Source organism: Pseudomonas sp. KT_2_4 (genome assembly GCF_041410225.1).
Lineage (GTDB): Bacteria > Pseudomonadota > Gammaproteobacteria > Pseudomonadales > Pseudomonadaceae > Aquipseudomonas > Aquipseudomonas paracarnis.
The window spans coordinates 1,540,353-1,559,571 of the sequence record NZ_CP166962.1 but is presented as its reverse complement, the minus strand read 5'-3'; the positions used below and the strand labels follow the sequence as shown (position 1 = coordinate 1,559,571).

The window sequence follows — 19,219 nt, the reverse complement described above, 5'->3', positions numbered from 1 at the left end:
AATGACCGAACAACACTGGGGACCCACCATCAGTGGCGATATCGTAGTCATCGGCGGCGGCTCGGCAGGCATCGGCCTGCTGGCCAGCCTGCTCAAGCGCGACCCGCAGCTGAACATCACCCTCATCGAACCTAACGACTACCACTGCTACCAACCGGCCTGGACCCTGGTCGGCGGCGGCGCCTACGACCTGCACAAGACCCGCCGGCCCCTGGCCGAGGTGCTACCCAATGGCGTCAGCTGGGTGCAGGCCGCCGTCAGCGAACTGTTGCCCGATGAAAACACCCTGGTGCTCGACAGCGGCCAGCGCGTCACCTGGAAGAACCTCATCGTCTGCCCCGGCCTGCGCCTGGCCTGGGAAAAAATCGAAGGCCTGCAAGACACCCTCGGCCAGCACGGCGTCACCTCCAACTACAGCTACGAGCACGCCGCGTACACCTGGCAGCTGGTGCAGCAGCTCAAGGGCGGCAAGGCGTTGTTCACCCAGCCGGCGATGCCGATCAAATGTGCCGGCGCGCCGCAAAAAGCCCTGTACCTGTCCTGCGACCACTGGCTCAAGCAGGGCGACCTCAAACACATCGACGTCGAATTCAACCTGGCCGGTGCCGCGTTGTTCGGTGTGCCAACCTTTGTGCCGCCATTGATGAAGTACGTGGAGAAATACAACGTGCGCCTGGCGTTCAATTCCAACCTGGTGAAAGTCGATGGCCCGGCGCGCAAAGCCTGGTTTGAAGTCAAAGACGCCCAAGGCAACGCGACGGTCGAAGAGAAAACCTTCGACATGCTCCACGTCGTACCGCCGCAGTTGTCCCCGGACTTTATCCGCCAGAGCCCGCTGGCCGATGCCGCCGGCTGGTGCGAAGTGAACCCCCACAGCCTGCAACACCTGCGCTACCCACATATCTTCGGCCTTGGCGATGTGTGCGGCACCACCAACGCCAAGACTGCTGCGGCGGTGCGCAAGCAAATCGTGGTGGTGGCGGAAAACCTGCTGGCCCTGCGCAAACAGGCGCCATTGCCGCTCAAATACGACGGCTACGGTTCCTGCCCACTGACGGTGGAGAAGGGCAAGGTGGTGCTGGCCGAGTTTGGCTACGGCGGCAAATTGCTGCCGACCTTTCCCCTCGATCCCACGCAGGCGCGCCGTTCGATGTGGTTCCTCAAGGCCACGCTGCTGCCGTGGTTCTACTGGAACGGTATGCTCAAGGGCCGCGAGTGGCTGACCCGTCTGAGCAAGGTGGACTGAATGCTGCTGGCCAGTGTGTTGGGTGTATTGATGGGCCTGGTCATGGGCCTGACCGGCGCGGGCGGCGGCATCCTCGGGGTGCCGGCGCTGGTGCTGGGGCTGGGCTTGACCATGACCCAGGCCGCGCCCGTGTCGTTGCTGGCGGTGGGTGCGGCGGCAGCGGTGGGGGCCATTGATGGCTTGCGCCATGGCCTGGTGCGGTATCGCGCGGCGTTGCTGATCGCCTTGCTTGGCGCGTTGTTTTCGCCGTTGGGTGTGTTCGTCGCCCATCAACTGTCGGAGCCGGTGCTGATGGGACTGTTCAGCGCGCTGATGGTGCTGGTGGCCTGGCGCATGCTGCAACGGGAAAAGCGCGAGGCCGGGCCGAGTGACCATGGTTCGGCGTCGTGGGGCCAGAAGAACTGCATGCTCAACCAGGAGACCGGGCGCCTGGCCTGGACCGCCAAGTGCAGCGCCACCCTGGCCGCATTGGGTGCGGTGACCGGCGCCGTGTCGGGGTTGTTGGGCGTGGGCGGCGGCTTCCTGATCGTACCGGCGTTCAAGCAGCTCACCGATGTGCAGATGCGTGGCATCGTCGCCACGTCGTTGATGGTGGTCAGCCTGCTGTCGCTGATCGGCGTGGCCGGTGCGTTTCATGCGGGCGTGAGTATCGAGCCGGTGGGCTGGGTGTTTATCGGCGCGAGTATCGTCGGCATGTTGGCAGGACGGCGGTTGTGTTCGGTGATTCCCGCGCGGGCCTTGCAAGTGGGGTTTGCTAGCCTGTGTGTGGTGGTGGCAGTCGGTATGTTGCTTAAAGCCTCTCTCTAAGAACGGCATGGATTGCAGTGTGGGAGCGGGCTTGCTCGCGAAGGCGTCGTGTCAGTCAATGCATCAGCAACTGATCTACCGCATTCGCGAGCAAGCCCGCTCCCACATTTAGCTGTGTCTGCCTGGGGATCAAATGCGTCCACGAGATGGCAAGATGAACGCCTCTCAGGTTACTGTTCCTCTGTGTAACGGATTCACCGGCCTTGCACCCCGGCTTACCAAGGTCACCGAATGGATAAATACACCCCCCACACCTGGCAACCCCACGAGCGGCCAAGCCTGCCTGGCTCGCCGTCGACGCCTCTGCACCCTACACGTAAGCGCTGGCTTTTCGCGCTGGTCGGCGTGCTGGTGGCAATCACCGGCGGCTTGGGTAACGCCCTGGTCATCGCCAACCTGCAATACCTGCAAGGCGCCCTGGGCGCGACCACCGCGGAAATGGCCTGGCTGCCCGCCGCCTATGTGATGACCAACGTGTGCATGAACCTACTGCTGGTGAAGTTTCGCCAGCAGTTCGGCCTGCGTGCGTTTACCGAGGTGTTCCTGGTGCTCTACGCGCTGGTGACCTTCGGCCACTTGTTCGTCAATGACCTCAGTTCGGCAATTGCGGTACGGGCCGCCCATGGCATGGTGGGTGCGGCGCTCAGTTCGTTGGGCTTGTACTACATGATCCAGGCATTCCCGGCCAAGTGGCGGCTGAAAGCGCTGGTACTGGGGCTGGGCACCGCGCAGTTGGCGTTACCGCTGGCGCGGCTGTTTTCCGAAGACTTGCTGCAAATCGCTGAATGGCGCGGGCTGTATTTGTTCGAACTGGGCCTGGCGCTGATCTGCCTGGGCTGCGTGTTCCTGCTCAAGCTGCCGCCGGGTGATCGCTTCAAGACCTTTGAAAAACTCGATTTTCTAACCTTTGCCATCCTCGCCAGCGGCGTGGCCTTGCTCTGCGCTGTGCTGTCCCTGGGGCGTATTGACTGGTGGCTGGAAGCGCCGTGGATCGGCGTGGCCTCCGCCTGTTCCCTGGTGCTGATCATGGCGGGGCTCGCCATCGAGCATAACCGCAGCAACCCGATGCTGATGACGCGCTGGCTCGGCAGCGGCGTGATGATCCGCCTGGCGTTGGCGGTGGTGCTGATTCGCATGGTGCTGTCCGAGCAATCCACCGGTGCGGTGGGGTTCATGCAGATGTTGAACATGAGCTACCAGCAGATGCACACCCTGTACGTGGTGATGCTGGCCGGGGCGATTGCCGGGCTGGTGGTCAGCGCGTTGACGATCAACCCGGCGCATTTGCTGATGCCGCTGATCATCTCCCTGGCGCTGATGGCGACCGGTTCGGTGATGGACAGTTTTTCCAGCAACCTGACCCGTCCGCAGAACCTCTATATCAGCCAGTTCCTGCTAGGCTTCGGCGGTACATTCTTCCTGGGGCCGACCATGGTGCTGGGCACCAAAAACGTACTGACCAACCCGCGCAACCTGGTGAGCTTCTCGGTGATGTTCGGGATCTGCCAGAACCTTGGCGGCCTGATCGGCGCGGCGTTGCTGGGCACCTTCCAGATTGTGCGCGAGAAGTACCATTCGAGCATGATCGTCGAGCACCTGACCCTGATCGATCCGCTTGTGGCGGCGCGGGTGCAGAGTGGTGGGGCGGCCTATGGCAAGATCGTCGCTGACCCGGAACTGCGCAACCTCATGGGCATCCGCAGCCTGGCCACGGCGGCCACCCGTGAGGCGAACGTCATGGCTTACAACGATGTCTTCATGCTGATCGCGATTATCGCGATCCTGACCATGCTGTGGATCTTCACCCGCAGCCTGTGGCTGATGAGCACTACCAAGGCAACTCCTCCTGTTCAACCCAGCGGCGCGACTTCATGACTGAACCTTCAACCACCACCACGACTGCCATTGCCGCCACGCCGGAAGGCAGCACGCCACCGGGCGCGGTGCCCACCCAACTGCGGTCCTTGCGCGTGCGGATCATCTCGTCCCTGGGCTTTGCCGCCATCGCCATCATCGGTGTGCTGATCGTGTTGTACGCCTGGCAATTGCCGCCGTTCAGCAGCGCGGTGGAAACCACGGAAAACGCCCTGGTACGTGGGCAGGTGACGATTATCGGCCCGCAACTCAGTGGCTATGTGTTCGAAGTGCCGGTGCAGGACTTCCAGTACGTCAAGACCGGCGACCTGCTGGTGCGCCTGGATGACCGTATCTACAAGCAACGCCTCGACCAGGCCCTGGCACAACTGGCGGTGCAGAAGGCCTCGTTGGCCAACGTGGTGCAGCAACGCAACAGCGCCGAAGCGACCATCAAGCTGCGCCAGGCCGCGTTGGTCGACAGTCAGGCTCAGGCACGCAAGAGCACTGCGGATTTGCGCCGCAATGAAGAACTGATCAGCGATGGTTCGGTGTCCAAACGCGAACTGGACGTGACCCGTGCCGCCAACGCGCAGACCATCGCTGCCGTGGCCCAGGCCCAGGCCAGCCTGGAAATTGCGCGCCAGGATTTGCAGACGGTGATCGTCAACCGCGGCTCCCTGGAGGCAGCTGTCGCGAGCGCCGAGGCGGCGGTGGAACTGGCGCGCATCGACCTGTCCAATACCCGCATCACGGCGCCACGGGATGGTCAGCTGGGGCAGATTGGCGTGCGCCTGGGCGCTTATGTCAATTCCGGCGCGCAACTGATGGCGCTGGTGCCCAAGCAGTTGTGGGTGATTGCCAATATGAAAGAAACCCAGATGGACAATGTGCAGGTCGGCCAGCCGGTGACGTTCACCGTGGATGCGCTGAACCACCGCAAATTCCATGGCACGGTGCAGCATATTTCCCCGGCCACCGGTTCCGAGTTCAGCCTGTTGCAGGCGGACAACGCCACCGGCAACTTCGTCAAGATCGCCCAGCGGGTGCCCGTGCGCATCACCGTGGATCCGGATCAAGCCGAGAGTGAGCGCTTGCGGCCGGGGTTGTCGGTGGTGGTGAGTATCGACACGGCAGGGCGTCTCAAAAATTCACCGCCCTGACACTGGCACGCTTGGCGTGTATTTCAGGTTGAAATTGAGGTGGGTTGACTGGCCTTGCTCCAACAGCTTCAGGCCAGGCTTGCCCGCCAGGTGATGGGCATTCACCGGATGGCTCACCGGCTCGATGCAGAGAAACTCAAACCCCGGCGGGCAGTACAACAGGAAATAATCGGCGCCGCTGGCCTGGCATTCGAGACGGTAGCCAAGCTCCGGTTGTTCGATCAGGCAGTGCCCATCCCAGCCGCAAAAGCCGTTGTCCACCAGCCCCTCTGGCAATCCTTTGAGTTGCCGGAAATCCCAGGCTTCGGGAACCGGTGCCAACTCGGTGGGCAGCTTGGCTGCATCACTCATCCACACTTGCCCAGCCTTGGCCTGCAGCCGCGTACCCGGCCGGCGAGGTAAGTACGGATGCAAGCCCAGCCCATGCCACGCGGGTTGCTCGGCCAAGTGAGTTACACACAATTGAATATTCAACTCACCGTTGTTCAAGCGCAACCGCTGGCGGGCGTGATAGGCGAAGGGTGTGGCGCATTCCAATTCCAGCACCACTTCATGCGTGGTATGGCTCACCACCTGCCATGCCTGCTGCCAGGCCGAGCCGTGAATCGGTAAAGGATCAGTGAGGCTATTAGCTGCCAGTGCCAGCCAACCACCGGGGTTGTCGAACCCGCCTTGGGCGATTCGGTTGGACCAGGGTGCCAAGGGATAGCAACCCAGCTTGCCCGGCAGCCCGGTATTGATCGCCTGTGCATCGCTGTGCCGTAACAGCGGCTGCCCGGTGGCGCGCACCGTCCAGTTGACGAGGCTGCCGCCGATGGCGGGGGCGAGCACCAGATGGGTGAATTGATCCGAAAGCTCAATCACGATTGACCTGCCTGATGAAGTCAAAACAAACACTGAGGATGCAAGTGTGGGAGCTGGCTTGCCTGCGATAGCGACCTGTCAGTCAATGCATCCGTGACTGATACACCGCTATCGCAGGCAAGCCAGCTCCCACAGCTGCTCACTTTTGTTTCTGAAAGAAGGTTTACAGCACCAAATGGGGCAACCACAGCGACAACGCCGGGATGTAGGTCACCGCAATCAGCACCAAGAACAACACCGCATAAAACGGCAGCAGTGCCTTCACGGTTTTCTCGATACTGGTCTTGCCCACCGCCGCACCAACGAACAGCACCGCGCCCACCGGCGGGGTAATCAGGCCGATGCCCAGGTTCACCAGCATGATCATGCCAAAGTGCACCGGGTCGACGCCGATGCCCAGGATCACCGGCATCAGGATCGGCGTGAGGATCAGAATCAGCGGCGCCATGTCCATCACCGTGCCCAGCAACAACAGCATGACGTTGATGCACATCAGGATCACGTAGCGGTTGTCCGACAGGGTCAGGAACAGCGTGGTGATCTTCGCCGGGATCTGCATCAGGGTCATGATGTAGCCGAAGCTGGCGGCGAAAGCGATCAGGATCATCACGATGGAAATGGTGCGCACCGTGCGGTGCATCAGCTTGGGCAGCTCGCGCCATTTGTAGTCGCGGTAGATGAACATGGTCACGAAGAATGCCCACAACACCGCAATCGCCGCCGACTCGGTGGCGGTGAAGATGCCCGAGAGGATGCCGCCGAGGATGATCACCATGGCCATCAGGCCCCAGAGCGCATCGGCGGCGATCTTCAGCGCCTGCTTCAAGGGGATGACTTCGCCTTTGGGGTAGTCGCGCTTTTTCGCGAAGATCAGGCAGAGCACCATCAGGCACGCGCTCATCAACAAGCCTGGCACCACACCGGCCATGAACAGCGAGGCGATGGAGACGGTGCCGCCTGCCGCCAGGGAGTACAGCACCGAGTTATGGCTGGGCGGCGTCAGCAGCGCCTGCACCGAACCGCTGACGGTCACGGCGGTGGCGAATTCGCGCGGATAACCCCGCCGTTCCATTTCCGGGATCAGCACCGAGCCGACCGAGGCGGTATCGGCCACGGATGAGCCGGAAATCGCGCCAAAAAACGTCGAAGCCATGATGTTGACCAGAGACAACCCGCCACGCACAAAGCCCACCAGCACCCCGGCAAAGGCCACCAGGCGCCGCGACATGCCGCCCTCGGCCATGATCGCCCCGGCCAGCACGAAGAACGGAATCGCCATCAGCGAAAACTTGTTCACCCCACCGGCAATCTGAATCATCAGGGCCTGGAACGGGATGTCGATCCACCACGCGCCAATCAGCGCCGACAGCCCCAACGCGTAGGCCACCGGCATGCCGATCAGAATCAATACAACAAAGCTGCCCAACAGAATCAATGCGTCCATATCAGGCGGCCCCTTCGTTTTCTTCAACCAAGTCGAAGCGCACCACCTTGCGGTTGCTCTGGTCACCGAACAGCAGCTTTTCGACCACGAACACCAGGGTCAGCACGCCGCCAATCGGGATCGGCATATAGGTGATGCCTACGCGCAGGGTAGGGATGGCGCTCATGAATTGGTTCCAGGTGGACAGGCACAGCTTGGTGCCCCAAATCGTCATGAACACGCAGATGGTGCCCATCAGCAGTTGCGAGAGGATGCCGACGAGGCGGCGTTGGACAGGCGGCAAGCGGTCAGTGATCATCGCCACCGACATGTGCGCGCCGGCACGGTAACTGGCAGCGGCGCCGATAAAGGTGAACACCAGCATCAGCAGGATGGCGGTGGGCTCCGGCCAGCTGGAACCGGTACCGAGGGCGTAGCGGGTGAAGATACCCCAGGGAATGATCAAGGCCACCCCCAGGACCGAAAGGCCGGCGACCCAGATACAGGTCATGTAAAGGCGGTCATTGAAGCGCAGCAGTAAAGTCTTCATGGCGTTCACCGTGACCGGGCGCGTCGATGCCGACCGCGCCGGGCCTTATGCAGGGGCAGGGGAGGTTATTGAACCGCGTCGATGCGCTTGATCATGTCCGCATACGGCGCACCGTATTTGGCACGCACCGCCGCAGTGGCCTCATAGAAGGGCTTTTTGTCGACAGTGATGAACTCCACGCCGGCCTTCTTGAGTTTCTCTTCACTGCTGGCGGACTTGGCGTCCCAGAGCACGCGCTCATCAGCCTGGGCGGCCTTGGCGGCGGCCTTGACCATGTCCTGCTGGGCGGGGTCGAGCTTGTTCCAGGTGATTTTCGACATCACGATGGGTTCAGGCAGGATCAGGTGTTCGGTGAGGGTGTAGTACTTGGCGTTCTGAAAGTGGTTGTGTTCCAGCAAGGTCGGCGGATTGTTTTCCGCGCCGTCGATGACCCCGGTCTGCAGGGCGCTGAAGATCTCGCCGGTGTCCATGGCAATGCCGTTGGCGCCCATGGCGTTGAAGGCTTCGATGAAAATCGGGTTGCCTTGCACGCGGATCTTCATGCCCTTGAGGTCTTCGATCTTGCGCACCGGTTTCTTGGTATAGAGGTTGCGCGTGCCGCCATCCATCCAGGCCAGGGCCACCAGGCCGAACTCGGAGTTGGTGATCTTGGCGAGGATCTCGTCGCCAATCTCGCCATCGATGACCTTGCGCATATGCGCCTGGTCGCGGAACACGAACGGCAGGTTGAACACGTTCACGTCCGGCACCACCGGGCCGACGATGCCGAGGCTGACGCGGGTCATTTGCACGGCGCCGACCTGGGCCTGTTCGACCACTTCCTTCTCGGAGCCCAGCACACCGCCGGGGAAGTACTTGAAGGTCAGCTCGCCGTTGCTCGCCTTGGTCAGGGCCTTGCCCATGTTTTCTTCGGCGACCACGGTGGGGTAGCCAGCGGGGTGGATGTCGGCGAACTTGATTTCCAGCGCGTGGGCGGCGCTGCTGAGGGTGAAGATTGCAGCGGCGAGCAAGGTGCGTTTGAAGTCCATGGAAGTCACTCCTGTCTTGTTATTGTTGTATTCAAGGCACAGCGATTAAACGATGAAGCGGGGTTCGGGCAGCCCTTGGACGCCGGGGTTGAGGGCGAACACGCCACCAGACAGCGACTGCTCACTCGGGTCGTCACGGATGGAAGTGACGTACAAGGTGTCCAGGCGGCTGCCACCGAAGGCGCACATGGTGGGTTTTTTCACGGGCACGCTCAGGGAGCGGTCCAGGCGGCCGTCGGGGCTGAAACGGTGAATCAGTCCGGCGTCGTTGGCGCAGATCCAGTAGCCGCCCTCGGCGTCCACGGCTGCACCGTCGGGCCGCCCGGGGAAGTCGTTCATATCAACGAACAGGCGGCGATTGGACGGTGTGCCGGTCTCGATGTCGTAGTCGAACGCCCAGACCTTTTGCACCTTCGGGTGCGAATCGGAAGCGTACATCGTGCGGCCATCGGGGCTGAAGGCCAGGCCGTTGAGGGTGATGAACCCGTCCAGTTGCGCGTGGGGCGCAGCCCCGGACCCATAGCGATAAAGGACGCCTTCGGCGGCGTTCAAGCCCATGTCCAGCACCATGCTGCCGGCCCAGAAACGGCCCTGGCGATCGCAGCGGCCATCGTTCAAACGCATGTCCTTGCGCGAATGCTCGAGGCTGGCCAGCGGCACGGTGTCGAGGCTGCCGTCGTTGTGGGGTGTGAGTTGGAAGAAGCCGGTTTGCATGCCAGCGACCCAATTGCCTGCCTGGGTGCGCGCAATACAGGCGAGCATCTCTGGGGCTTTCCACGCTGCCAGATGGCCGGTGGCGGCGTTCCAGCGTTGCAAGCCACCGTTGGGGATATCCACCCAATACAGCGCGTTTTCTTCAGGCACCCACACCGGGCATTCGCCCACGGCATTGCGGGCATCGACAATCAATTCAGCAGGCATAGTCATTCCCTTGGGTTGCTGGGCACTCAGTCACTGAACGGCCCCGCCGCGCAGAACGCACCGCCCTGGTAGACCTTGGCCGGGTCATCGGCGGCCACGGGCGGCTGGGCTTCGACCTGGGCGCGGAACACCTCGGAGCTGTCCTTGGGGGCAAAGCCCAGATGCGCGGCGTAGCGGTTGTCCCACCAGGTATCGAGGTTGGCCGACATGCCGTACACCACGGTATGGCCGACGTTGGGCGTGTACAGCGCGCGTTCGAGCAGTTGGGTCAGGTCGTCGAAGCTGAGCCAGGTGTGCATCATCCTTCGGTTCTGCGGTTGCGGGAACGAGGAGCCGATACGGATGCTCACGGTCTCGATGCCATAACGGTCGAAGTAGAAACTGGCCATGTCTTCGCCGTAGGACTTGGACAGGCCGTAGTAACTGTCCGGGCGGCGCGGGGAATGGGCGTCAAGTTGCTCGCCCTGTTTGTAGAAACCGATCACGTGATTGGAACTGGCGAAGATCACCCGCTTGACCCCGTGGCGGCGGGCGGCTTCGTAGATATGGAACACGCCACTGATATTCGCGCCCAGTACTTCTTCGAACGAGCGCTCCACCGAAACGCCGCCAAAGTGCAGGATGGCGTCGACGCCCTCTACCAACTGATGCACGGCGTGTTTGTCGGCCAGGTCGCAGATGTGTACCTCTTCGCGAGCATCGGTGGCGGGGGCCATTTCAGCGATATCCGAAAGGCGCAGCACCTGGGCATAAGGACGCATGCGTTCACGCAGGACTTTGCCCAGGCCGCCGGCGGCACCAGTGAGCAACAGACGATTGAAGGGAGCGGGGGTGGTGGTGGTCATGGGCCTTCCAGATTTTTGTTGTAGGTTGTCGTATGACTATGGGGAAATAGTGTTAGGGATTCCTGGTGTTGTCAACGTCCTTCCAGGCACATGAGATCAAAGGTGGGAGCTGGCTTGCCTGCGATAGCGGTGAGTCTGAAAAGGATGTGGTAACTGACCCACCGCTATCGCAGGCAAGCCAGCTCCCACATGGATATGTCGCACCTTAGAGATCGGATTTGCCTTTGGAGCTACAACAACGAAATCGGATAGCTGATAAAAATCCGGTTCTCGTCGAACTCGTTATTGCTGAAATCCCGGCGCATGGTCGAGTTGCGCCACTTCACATTGAGGTTCTTCAGCGCACCGCTCTGCACCGTGTAGGCCAACTCCGACTCACGTCCCCACTCCTTGCCGTCGGTGATCGCTCCGGTGTGTACATTGCTGCCGCTGATATAGCGGTTCATCAGGGTGAGCCCTGGAACGCCGAGCACCACAAAGTTGAAGTCGTGGCGCACCTGCCAGGACTTTTCCTTGGCGTTGTCGTAGCTGGCGTTGTAGCTGTCGTTGGCCAGGGTGCCGCCACTGGTGCCGTTGATGCGCATCCAGGCGCTGTCGCCGCTGAGTTTTTGCAGGCCAACGTAGAAGGTGTGGCCGTTGTATTTGGCCGAGAGCAGAGCGAACAGGGTCTTGTTATCGAGGTCGCCGGCCAGGGCGCTGCCGTCTTCCTTGCCGTTGAAGAACCCGAGGTTGGCGCCCAGAGTCCAGTCGCCCAGCGGCTGGCTGTGGGTGAGGTTGAGGTACTGCTGTTGGTAGATATCAGTCAGTTCGGCGTACCACAGGCCGACCTGGGTACGTTTGTCGTTGAAGGTGTATTCGCCGCCGCCGAAGTTGAAACGGTCCGAAGTGAACGCGGCTTTGCCGTTCATGAACATGTCTTCCATGCTCGCGTCGTTGCGTGGGCTGTTGCCGCGAAACTGGCCACCGTAGAGCGTCAGGCCGGCGATTTCATTGGAGGTGACCTGGCCGCCACGAAAGGTCTGGGGCAGGGAGCGGCCATCATCGGAACGCAGGATCGGCAGCACCGGCATCCATTCGCCAACCTTCAACTCGGTCTTCGACAGCCTGGTTTTCAGCGCGACACCCAGACGCCCGAAATTGTCGGCGGGGCGGCCATCGTCATGCACCGGCAACAGTTGGGTGCCGGCGGTGCCTTTGCCGCCATCAAGCTTTTGCGAATACAGGCCCAGCACGTCAATCCCGAAACCGACCGTGCCCTGGGTAAAGCCGGACTTTGCATCAAGGATAAAATTCTGCGTCCACTCTTCGGCCTTGCCCTGGGGGTTGGTCGGGTTGGTGAAGTTGCGATTGAAGTAGGCATTACGCAGGTTGAGCGTGGCCTTGGCGTCGTCGATAAAACCTTCGGCGTTGACGCCCAGCGGCAGGGTGACGGCCAGGCTGCCGAGACCGAGAAGGCCCAGGCGCGTGCAAGAATGACGGGCGGATTGACTCACAGTGAGGCTCCCTTTGTTTTGTTGTTTTTATTATTTGTTATACGTTGTCGTACAACATTGAGCGCGATATTTGCGGGGTTTTGAGGGCGTGTCAAGCAGAAGTTATACGATGACTTGGGTGAAACGATTCAACTGATGGGGCACGGTCAGTGTGGGAGCTGGCTTGCCTGCGATGGCGGCGAATCAGACAGTATGCAGTCACTGATCCACCGCCATCGCAGGCAAGCCAGCTCCCACATTGATTGCATTGCACAAGACTTTTCAGCCAGCCATGACCATCGGCGGCAGGGTGCCAAGCAGGGAAACTGCCGCCACGGCTGCAAGGCCCAGCAGCCACTCCATCATCACACTGGCTCTCAAACTGCCCAGGCGCTGTTCGCAGCGCTTGATACGCAACCGGTTCAACAGCGCCAACCCGAGCATGCCCAGCACCAGCCCCACCTTGATCAGCAAAATCAAGGCAAACCCTTGGAACAGCGGCGTGGGCCACAGTTGCCCAGTGAGCACCCGCACATTGATCAAGCCAGTCACCAACAGGCCGGCGACCAGGCCATATCCCACACCACTGAAGCGGCGCAAAATCGGCTTTAGGCGATGGTCTTGCGCATGCCTGAGGATCAGCACTAACACCAGCAACCCCCCGAGCCAGGCCCCCACGCACAGCAGGTGCACCACCTGGTTAAGGATCAGCAACCGCCCACTCAGCCCGTCGAGCATGGCGCCGTGGCCTACGGGGGCCAGGGTCGCCAGCAGCAGGGCGAGCAGCGGCAAGCGCAAGGCCGGCCAGGGCTTGATCAGCACGATCACCAGCAGCAGGTTAAACAGCAGATGCCAGGTCCATACCTGGCCAAAAAAGGTTTTGCCCAGCACCAACTGCACCGTGGCCGGTTGCAGCGCCGAGTCCCAGCTGCCGGCCATGCTGGCGGTGATCAACAGCAACCACACAACCCCGGTGAACAGCCCCAAGCCGGCCAGGCCACGGGTGATGCGCAGCAATTGCCGGTCCAGTGTCGGCTGCACGACGTGAGCGCCGAGCAGCCAGGGCCTGAACACCCAGGCCCCGAACATCAGCAACACGACGCAAAAGTGCAGGAAGCGGCACAGCACCAGCAGGGTTGCCATGGGTTATTGGCCGACCTTGAAGCTGTAAGTGCCTTCGCTTTTGTGAGTGTCGACGGACACCGCATGCCATTCGACCTTATACGTGCCACTTGCCAGCGGAGCGGCAGGCGTGACCACCAGGGTTTTCTTGTCGGCGTCCGGGGTTTCCAGGCCCTTGATGGCAATTTCGGTGCCGTCCTTGCTCAGGGAGACCTTGGTAAAGGTGGCTTCGACGCCTTCGCTGAAGGTCAGGCGCAGGTCTGTGGGGGCGGCGACGCGGCTGTCAGCCGCAGGCTGCGCGCTCTTGAGGTGGGCGTGGGCAAACGCGGCACAAGCGCCCAGCAGGGCAGTGAACAGGACAGCAGCGGTCAGGGACTTCTTGAGCAACATTGTTCAACACCGATCAGAGGATAGGAGCCGGCAGTGTACGAAGTTTCGGCTTGGCCTGTCGCCCCGATCTAGAGCCGGTGGTAGTCTTTAGGCCGTGTTGTTGTCAGGGAGCCCTTATGGGCAATCACAAGATCGGAATTCGTCGGGTCAACGTCGAGAAAATCCTGCTGGCGGCGGAGAAGGTCTTCGCCAACAAAGGCTATGGCAGCACCGCCATGGCCGACATCGCCGAAGAAGCGCAACTGCCGCGCTCCAACCTGCATTACTACTTCACCACCAAGAGCGAGCTGTACAGCGCGGTGCTGTTCGACCTGCTGGAATTGTGGAAGCAGGACGCCCTGAGCTTTGAAACCTTTGACGACCCCCGTGTGGTGCTCAGCAGCTACATCCGCGCCAAGATGCAGCGCTCGCGCACGCGTCCGTATGGTTCCAAGGTCTGGGCCAATGAAATCATCCACGGCGCGCCCACACTCGGCGAGGCCCTGGATGAAAGCCTGTACGACTGGGCCAAGATGAAGGAAGCGAAGATTCGCCAATGGGTGCAAGACAAACGCATCCTGCCGGTGGAGCCCTCGAGCCTGCTGTACATGATCTGGGCCTCGACCCAGCACTATGCCGACTTCGACCACCAAGTGAAGATTTTGAATGATCACCAGCCGTTGTCGGACAGGCAGTTCGAGAAGGCGATACAGACGGTGACCGGTGTGATTTTGCGCGGGATTGGCTTGGAACCCTGAGCTGATCGTTCCCACGCTCCGCGTGGGAATGCCGCCCTGGACGCTCTGCGTCCGCTCTTGCCAGGGTGACGCGGAGCGTCACAGGATGCGTTCCCACGTGGAGCGTGGGAACGAGGGGCAAGGGTTACACCGCTTCGCGGTAAGGATTGCGCGGGTCCTGCGTCCAGTTCAAAAACGGCTTGCCGTTATCGATCGGCACCATCTCGATGCAGCCGGCCACCGGGCAGGTGATCTGGCACAGGTTGCAGCCGACGCACTCATCGTCGATCACCTCATACAGATGCGTGCCATCAGCCTGCTTCAAGCTGGCAATGGCCTGGTGCGAGGTGTCCTCGCAGGCAATATGGCAACGCCCACAGCCAATGCACTCCGCTTGATCAATCTTGGCGATGACCTGGTAGTTGATGTCCAGGTACTTCCAGTCTGTGGTATTGCCCACCGCCCGCCCGGAAAACGCCTGCAGGTTGGCATGGCCCTGGCTGTCCATCCAGCGCGACAAGCCGTCCTTCATCTCTTCAACGATGCGAAACCCATGCAGCATCGCCGCCGTGCACACCTGCACCGCGCCGCAGCCCAGGGCGACGAATTCCGCGGCGTCGCGCCAGGTACCGATGCCGCCGATGCCGCAGATCGGCAGGCCGTTGGTCTGTGGGTCACGGGCGATTTCGGCGACCATGTTCAACGCAATCGGCTTGACCGCCGAGCCGCAGTAACCGCCATGGGTACTCTGGGTGCCGACCACCGGCAGCGCGACCATGCGTTCCAGGTCCACGCTGGTGATGGAGTTGATGGTGTTGATCAGCGACACCGCATCGGCGCCACCGCGATAGGCCGCTCGCGCCGCCACGCGGATGTCGGTGATGTTCGGCGTGAGTTTGACGATCACCGGCAGCGAGCAATAGGTCTTGCACCAGCGCGTCACTTGCTCCACGTACTCCGGCACCTGGCCGACGGCGGCGCCCATGCCCCGTTCGGGCATGCCGTGAGGGCAGCCGAAGTTCAGCTCGATGCCGTCGCAGCCGGTCGCCTCCACCAAGGGCAGGATGTTTTTCCAGGACGCTTCGACACAAGGCACCATCAGCGAGACGATCAGCGCGCGGTCCGGCCAGTCCTTTTTCACCTGGGTGATTTCCCGCAAGTTGATCTCCAGGGAGCGGTCGGTGATCAGTTCGATATTGTTGATGCCCAGCACTTCGCGGTTGGCGCCATAGTGCGCGGAGTAACGCGACGACACGTTCACCGCCGCCGGATCTTCCCCCAGGGTTTTCCACACGACGCCACCCCAGCCGGCCTCGAAGGCGCGCACTACGTTGTAGGCTTTGTCGGTGGGCGGCGCGGAGGCCAGCCAGAACGGATTGGGCGCTTTGATACCGGCGAATACAATCGAGAGATCGGCCATTACGCAGCCTCCACAGTCAGCATGAGTTGGGCATGCATGGCTTCGGCGGCCCGCTTGCCATGTTGTACCGCCTGAACGGTTAGGTCCTGGCCGAGGCTGACGCAGTCGCCGCCGGCATACACCCCTGGGATGCTGGTGCGCAGTTGCTCATCGACGAAGATGCGCTCGCCGACGCGATGCAGTTGCTGGGCCAGCGGATCGTGCAGGGCGTCGTTGTCGAAGCCTTGCCCGATCGCCTTGAAGATCGCATCGGCGGCCAGTTCGAAGGTTTCCCCGGTAGGCAGCAGGCGACCGTTCTCCAGGCGGGTGCGGGCAAAGCGCATGCCGCGTACGCGGCCTTGGTCGTCGAGTAACACCTCGTCGGGTTGGGCCCAGGTCAACAGCCGGACTTGATTGGCCTTGGCGATGTCCTGTTCGTGGTGGGTTGCGCCCATGTCGGCCAGGCCACGGCGGTATACCAGGTTGACATCGCGGGCACCGAGGCGGGCCATCTGCACGGCCATGTCGATGGCGGTGTTGCCGGCGCCGAGCACGATGCAGCGGTCGGCCAGGGGCAGTTGGGTGAGGTCGTCGGCCTGGCGCAGTTCGCGGATATAGTCGGTGGCGGCGAGCAGGCCGGGGGCGTCCTCAAAGGGCAGGCCCAGCTGTTTGCTGGCAGCGAGCCCCAGGCCGAGGAACACCGAATCGAACTGCTGGTGCAGTTCGCTCAAGGTCAGGTTATCACCCAGGCGCTGGCCGTGGCGAACCTCGATGCCGCCAATCTGCAGGAGGAAATCCAGTTCCTTCTGGGCGAAGTCGTCCACCAGTTTGTATTTGGCGATTCCGTATTCATTCAGGCCGCCGGCTTTTTCCCGCGCCTCGAATATCACCACGTCATGACCGTGCAAGGCGGCGCGGTGAGCGCAGGCCAAACCGGCAGGCCCGGCGCCGACCACGGCGATACGCTTGCCGGTGGACGCGGCGCGTTGGAACGGGTGTTCGCTGAAGTGCGCGTTGTCGATGGCGTAGCGTTGCAGCAGGCCGATCAGCACGGGGGCGCATTCTTCGGCGTTATTGCGTACGCACGCTTGCTGGCAAAGGATTTCCGTCGGGCACACCCGTGCGCAACTGCCACCGAGGATGTTGGCCGAGAGGATTTTTTGCGCGGCCCCCTGCACGTTTTCGGTGTGGATATTGCGGATGAACGAGGGGATATCGATCTCGCTGGGGCACGCATTCACACAAGGCGCGTCGTAGCAGTACAGGCAGCGCGAGGCTTCCAGTTGGGCCTGGCGTGCGTTGAGGGGCGGTGCCAGGTCGGTGAACTGGCTGGCGAGGGTGGCCCCGTCTTCGCGGGGGTGGGGGAGGTGGGTCAGGGTCTGGATCACGGTGTTGGCCTCACGGTTATTGAGGTGCTGCCTCTGATGGGCGATCGTTCCCACGCTCTGCGTGGGAATGCCTCACTGGACGCTCCGCGTCCGCTTTTTTTGGACTCAGCGGTTCACGGCCACTGGCTTGCAAAGCGCTGCCCGCTTGCTCAACTGCTCGAACACCGACGGATACGCCGGCCGCTCCACATACCGTCCGGCCCCTCGCTCGGCGCGCAGGTCACCATCGGCCCACACCAGCTTGCCCTGGCTGATGGTGTGGCTGGGCACGCCGCGCACGGTCTTGCCTTCGAAGATGTTGAAGTCCACCTGCTGATGGTGGGTCTTGGCGGAAATGGTCCGCGTGCCCTCGGGGTCCCATAGCACCAGGTCGGCATCGGCGCCCACGCGTATCGCGCCTTTACGGGGGTAGAGGTTGAAAATCTTCGCGGTGTTGGTGGAGGTCAGCGCGACAAATTCTTGCATCGATAAACGCCCGGTATTGACCCCTTCGTGCCACAGCAGCGCCATGCGGTCTTCAATGCCGGCGGTGCCGTTGGGGATCTTGCTGAAGTCGTCACGCCCGGCGGCTTTTTGCTCGGCGCAGAAACAGCAGTGGTCGGTGGCGGTGGTGTGCAGGTTGCCCGCTTGCAGGCCGTGCCACAGCGCGTCTTGATGCCCGCGTGGGCGGAATGGTGGGCTCATTACATAGCCGGCGGCGGTCTGCCAGTCGGGGTGCTGGTACACACTGTCATCGAGCAACAGGTGGCCGGCGAGCACTTCACCGTACACCGCCTGGCCTTTGCCTCGGGCATAGGTGATTTCATCCAGGGCTTCTTTCGTCGACACATGCACCAGGTACAGCGGCGTGCCGATGGTCTCGGCAATCCGGATGGCACGGCTGGCCGCTTCGCCTTCCACCTGGGACGGGCGCGACAGCGGATGGGCTTCCGGCCCGGTGATGCCCTGGGCCATCAGTTTGCGTTGCAGGTGATACACCAGCTCGCCATTTTCGGCATGCACGGTGGGCACGGCGCCGAGTTCCAGGCAGCGTTCGAAACTGGCGACCAAGGTGTCATCGGCCGCCATGATCGCGTTCTTGTAGGCCATGAAATGCTTGAAGCTGTTGATGCCGTGATGGCTGACCAACTCGGCCATTTCCTCACGTACCTGCTCACTCCACCAGGTGATCGCTACGTGAAACCCGTAGTCGGCGGCGGACTTTTCGGCCCAGCCGCGCCACTGGTGGAAAGCTTCCATCAGCGATTGCTGCGGGTTGGGAATCACGAAGTCGATGATCGACGTGGTACCACCGGCCAAGCCTGCCGCCGTACCACTGAAAAAGTCTTCACTGGCCACCGTGCCCATGAAGGGCAGTTGCATATGGGTATGGGGGTCGATGCCGCCCGGCATCAAGTATTGGCCGCTGCCATCGAGTATTTCAGTGCCTGCGGGAATATCCAGATTCGTGCCAATGGCGCGAATTAGACCCTCCGCACATAACACATCGGCGCGGTAACTTTCATCATGGGTAATAACGGTAGCGCCACGGATCAACAGCGACATGTCGAGTTCCTCACAGGCTTGACCGGCTTGTGCCAGTTCTAAGTGTTGTAATACTGCGCACCGAGGGTCGGTTAATTCCTGTCATCGGTGACAGGAATAGAAACTAGCCCGAGTTTTTCGAATGAGCAAGCAGATTTTTCGCAAACTTTTGTGTGTTTCATCTTGTTGATATTTATAAGAAAAATCATATTTTCACCAAAATGAAGCATGCCCACCCTGTTTTGACGCACTTGACAGGTTCTTGATCTGATCAATATTTCTTATTGCAAATCAGGCGCTTGAGATATGCCGCTTGACGCCGTCGAGAAATAAAAATAATTGTGATGCACCAGATTGAGACCTGAAGGTTCTGGCAACTTGCGTATTGTTTAGCCTGACGCATGCGGCAAGTACCGCAGGTTCAATTGGAAAGCTGATAAACATCAGCACGTTATATAAGCGGTGCGGGTTCAGAGGCGGTTGTCGGCACGGTTATTGAGTGCACGG

17 protein-coding genes are annotated in these 19,219 nt (G+C 61.4%); 5 read left to right on the top strand and 12 right to left on the bottom strand.

Going from position 1 to position 19,219, the window contains the following annotated elements; translation table 11 throughout:
* Position 1 precedes the first annotated feature (1 nt).
* From AB9N64_RS06870 to AB9N64_RS06855, 4 genes are all read left to right on the top strand, one after another.
* The gene (locus tag AB9N64_RS06870; protein ID WP_371360076.1) at positions 2–1,246 is read left to right on the top strand and encodes an FAD-dependent oxidoreductase; all 1,245 of its coding nucleotides are present in this window, start codon (positions 2–4) and stop codon (positions 1,244–1,246) included.
* Entirely contained in the window at positions 1,247–2,053 is an 807-nt protein-coding gene (locus AB9N64_RS06865; protein WP_058410675.1) for a sulfite exporter TauE/SafE family protein, read from the top strand.
* A 231-nt stretch (positions 2,054–2,284) separates the two neighbouring features.
* Complete coding sequence (locus AB9N64_RS06860; protein ID WP_054917398.1) at positions 2,285–3,928, top strand: MFS transporter; 1,644 nt, start codon at positions 2,285–2,287, stop codon at positions 3,926–3,928.
* Positions 3,925–5,070, top strand: a complete 1,146-nt coding sequence (locus tag AB9N64_RS06855) for an HlyD family secretion protein (RefSeq protein WP_014719010.1) — start codon at positions 3,925–3,927, stop codon at positions 5,068–5,070. The genes AB9N64_RS06860 and AB9N64_RS06855 overlap by 4 nt, the downstream gene beginning before the upstream one ends.
* Here the strand turns inward: AB9N64_RS06855 and AB9N64_RS06850 are convergent.
* From AB9N64_RS06850 to copC, 9 genes are all read right to left on the bottom strand, one after another.
* Positions 5,059–5,934: an aldose 1-epimerase gene (locus tag AB9N64_RS06850; protein ID WP_371360075.1), complete on the bottom strand. Its 876-nt coding sequence runs from the start codon at positions 5,932–5,934 to the stop codon at positions 5,059–5,061. The two genes, AB9N64_RS06855 and AB9N64_RS06850, sit on opposite strands and share 12 nt — an antisense overlap.
* Positions 5,935–6,097: 163 nt before the next feature.
* Positions 6,098–7,378 (bottom strand): TRAP transporter large permease, encoded by a 1,281-nt coding sequence (locus tag AB9N64_RS06845; RefSeq protein ID WP_014719008.1) that lies wholly within the window; start codon positions 7,376–7,378, stop codon positions 6,098–6,100.
* Position 7,379: 1 nt separating this feature from the next.
* Positions 7,380–7,907 carry a TRAP transporter small permease gene (locus tag AB9N64_RS06840; protein WP_014719007.1) on the bottom strand — a complete coding sequence of 176 codons (528 nt, stop codon included), beginning with the start codon at positions 7,905–7,907 and terminating at the stop codon, positions 7,380–7,382.
* 65 nt (positions 7,908–7,972) lie between these two features.
* Positions 7,973–8,935: a TRAP transporter substrate-binding protein gene (locus tag AB9N64_RS06835; protein ID WP_003192291.1), complete on the bottom strand. Its 963-nt coding sequence runs from the start codon at positions 8,933–8,935 to the stop codon at positions 7,973–7,975.
* Positions 8,936–8,980: 45 nt separating this feature from the next.
* Positions 8,981–9,856: an SMP-30/gluconolactonase/LRE family protein gene (locus AB9N64_RS06830; RefSeq protein ID WP_020301680.1), complete on the bottom strand. Its 876-nt coding sequence runs from the start codon at positions 9,854–9,856 to the stop codon at positions 8,981–8,983.
* Between the two features lie 26 nt (positions 9,857–9,882).
* Positions 9,883–10,701 (bottom strand): NAD-dependent epimerase/dehydratase family protein, encoded by an 819-nt coding sequence (locus tag AB9N64_RS06825; protein WP_371360074.1) that lies wholly within the window; start codon positions 10,699–10,701, stop codon positions 9,883–9,885.
* 230 nt (positions 10,702–10,931) lie between these two features.
* Positions 10,932–12,194, bottom strand: a complete 1,263-nt coding sequence (locus tag AB9N64_RS06820) for an OprD family porin (RefSeq protein ID WP_014719003.1) — start codon at positions 12,192–12,194, stop codon at positions 10,932–10,934.
* A gap of 261 nt (positions 12,195–12,455) precedes the next feature.
* The gene (copD, locus tag AB9N64_RS06815) at positions 12,456–13,316 is read right to left on the bottom strand and encodes a copper homeostasis membrane protein CopD (RefSeq protein WP_060767044.1); all 861 of its coding nucleotides are present in this window, start codon (positions 13,314–13,316) and stop codon (positions 12,456–12,458) included.
* A gap of 3 nt (positions 13,317–13,319) precedes the next feature.
* Entirely contained in the window at positions 13,320–13,685 is a 366-nt protein-coding gene (gene copC, locus AB9N64_RS06810; protein WP_060767045.1) for a copper homeostasis periplasmic binding protein CopC, read from the bottom strand.
* 116 nt (positions 13,686–13,801) lie between these two features.
* Between copC and AB9N64_RS06805 the strand changes: the two genes are divergently transcribed.
* Positions 13,802–14,422 (top strand): TetR/AcrR family transcriptional regulator, encoded by a 621-nt coding sequence (locus tag AB9N64_RS06805; protein ID WP_014719000.1) that lies wholly within the window; start codon positions 13,802–13,804, stop codon positions 14,420–14,422.
* Between the two features lie 124 nt (positions 14,423–14,546).
* Here AB9N64_RS06805 and preA read toward each other — a convergent pair whose 3' ends face one another.
* The 3 genes from preA to hydA form a co-directional block, all read right to left on the bottom strand.
* Positions 14,547–15,821 (bottom strand): NAD-dependent dihydropyrimidine dehydrogenase subunit PreA, encoded by a 1,275-nt coding sequence (gene preA / locus AB9N64_RS06800; protein WP_019818078.1) that lies wholly within the window; start codon positions 15,819–15,821, stop codon positions 14,547–14,549.
* Complete coding sequence (locus tag AB9N64_RS06795) at positions 15,821–17,188, bottom strand: NAD(P)-dependent oxidoreductase (RefSeq protein WP_166405436.1); 1,368 nt, start codon at positions 17,186–17,188, stop codon at positions 15,821–15,823. Before AB9N64_RS06795 ends, preA begins: the two co-directional genes overlap by 1 nt.
* 105 nt (positions 17,189–17,293) lie before the next feature.
* On the bottom strand, positions 17,294–18,733 hold the full coding sequence (hydA, locus tag AB9N64_RS06790) for a dihydropyrimidinase (protein ID WP_288856001.1): 1,440 nt from the start codon (positions 18,731–18,733) through the stop codon (positions 17,294–17,296).
* Positions 18,734–19,219: the final 486 nt, after the last annotated feature.

Excerpts from the sequence above, each read along its gene's own strand:
- AB9N64_RS06865 (WP_058410675.1), top strand. The coding sequence starts at position 1,247 with ATGCTGCTGGCCAGTGTGTTGGGTGTATTGATGGGCCTGGTCATGGGC.
- AB9N64_RS06855 (WP_014719010.1), top strand. The coding sequence starts at position 3,925 with ATGACTGAACCTTCAACCACCACCACGACTGCCATTGCCGCCACGCCG.
- AB9N64_RS06870 (WP_371360076.1), top strand. The coding sequence starts at position 2 with ATGACCGAACAACACTGGGGACCCACCATCAGTGGCGATATCGTAGTC.
- copC (WP_060767045.1), bottom strand. The coding sequence starts at position 13,685 with ATGTTGCTCAAGAAGTCCCTGACCGCTGCTGTCCTGTTCACTGCCCTG.
- hydA (WP_288856001.1), bottom strand. The coding sequence starts at position 18,733 with ATGTCGCTGTTGATCCGTGGCGCTACCGTTATTACCCATGATGAAAGT.
- preA (WP_019818078.1), bottom strand. The coding sequence starts at position 15,821 with ATGGCCGATCTCTCGATTGTATTCGCCGGTATCAAAGCGCCCAATCCG.
- AB9N64_RS06830 (WP_020301680.1), bottom strand. The coding sequence starts at position 9,856 with ATGCCTGCTGAATTGATTGTCGATGCCCGCAATGCCGTGGGCGAATGC.
- copD (WP_060767044.1), bottom strand. The coding sequence starts at position 13,316 with ATGGCAACCCTGCTGGTGCTGTGCCGCTTCCTGCACTTTTGCGTCGTG.
- AB9N64_RS06840 (WP_014719007.1), bottom strand. The coding sequence starts at position 7,907 with ATGAAGACTTTACTGCTGCGCTTCAATGACCGCCTTTACATGACCTGT.
- AB9N64_RS06805 (WP_014719000.1), top strand. The coding sequence starts at position 13,802 with ATGGGCAATCACAAGATCGGAATTCGTCGGGTCAACGTCGAGAAAATC.
- AB9N64_RS06825 (WP_371360074.1), bottom strand. The coding sequence starts at position 10,701 with ATGACCACCACCACCCCCGCTCCCTTCAATCGTCTGTTGCTCACTGGT.
- AB9N64_RS06835 (WP_003192291.1), bottom strand. The coding sequence starts at position 8,935 with ATGGACTTCAAACGCACCTTGCTCGCCGCTGCAATCTTCACCCTCAGC.
- AB9N64_RS06860 (WP_054917398.1), top strand. The coding sequence starts at position 2,285 with ATGGATAAATACACCCCCCACACCTGGCAACCCCACGAGCGGCCAAGC.
- AB9N64_RS06845 (WP_014719008.1), bottom strand. The coding sequence starts at position 7,378 with ATGGACGCATTGATTCTGTTGGGCAGCTTTGTTGTATTGATTCTGATC.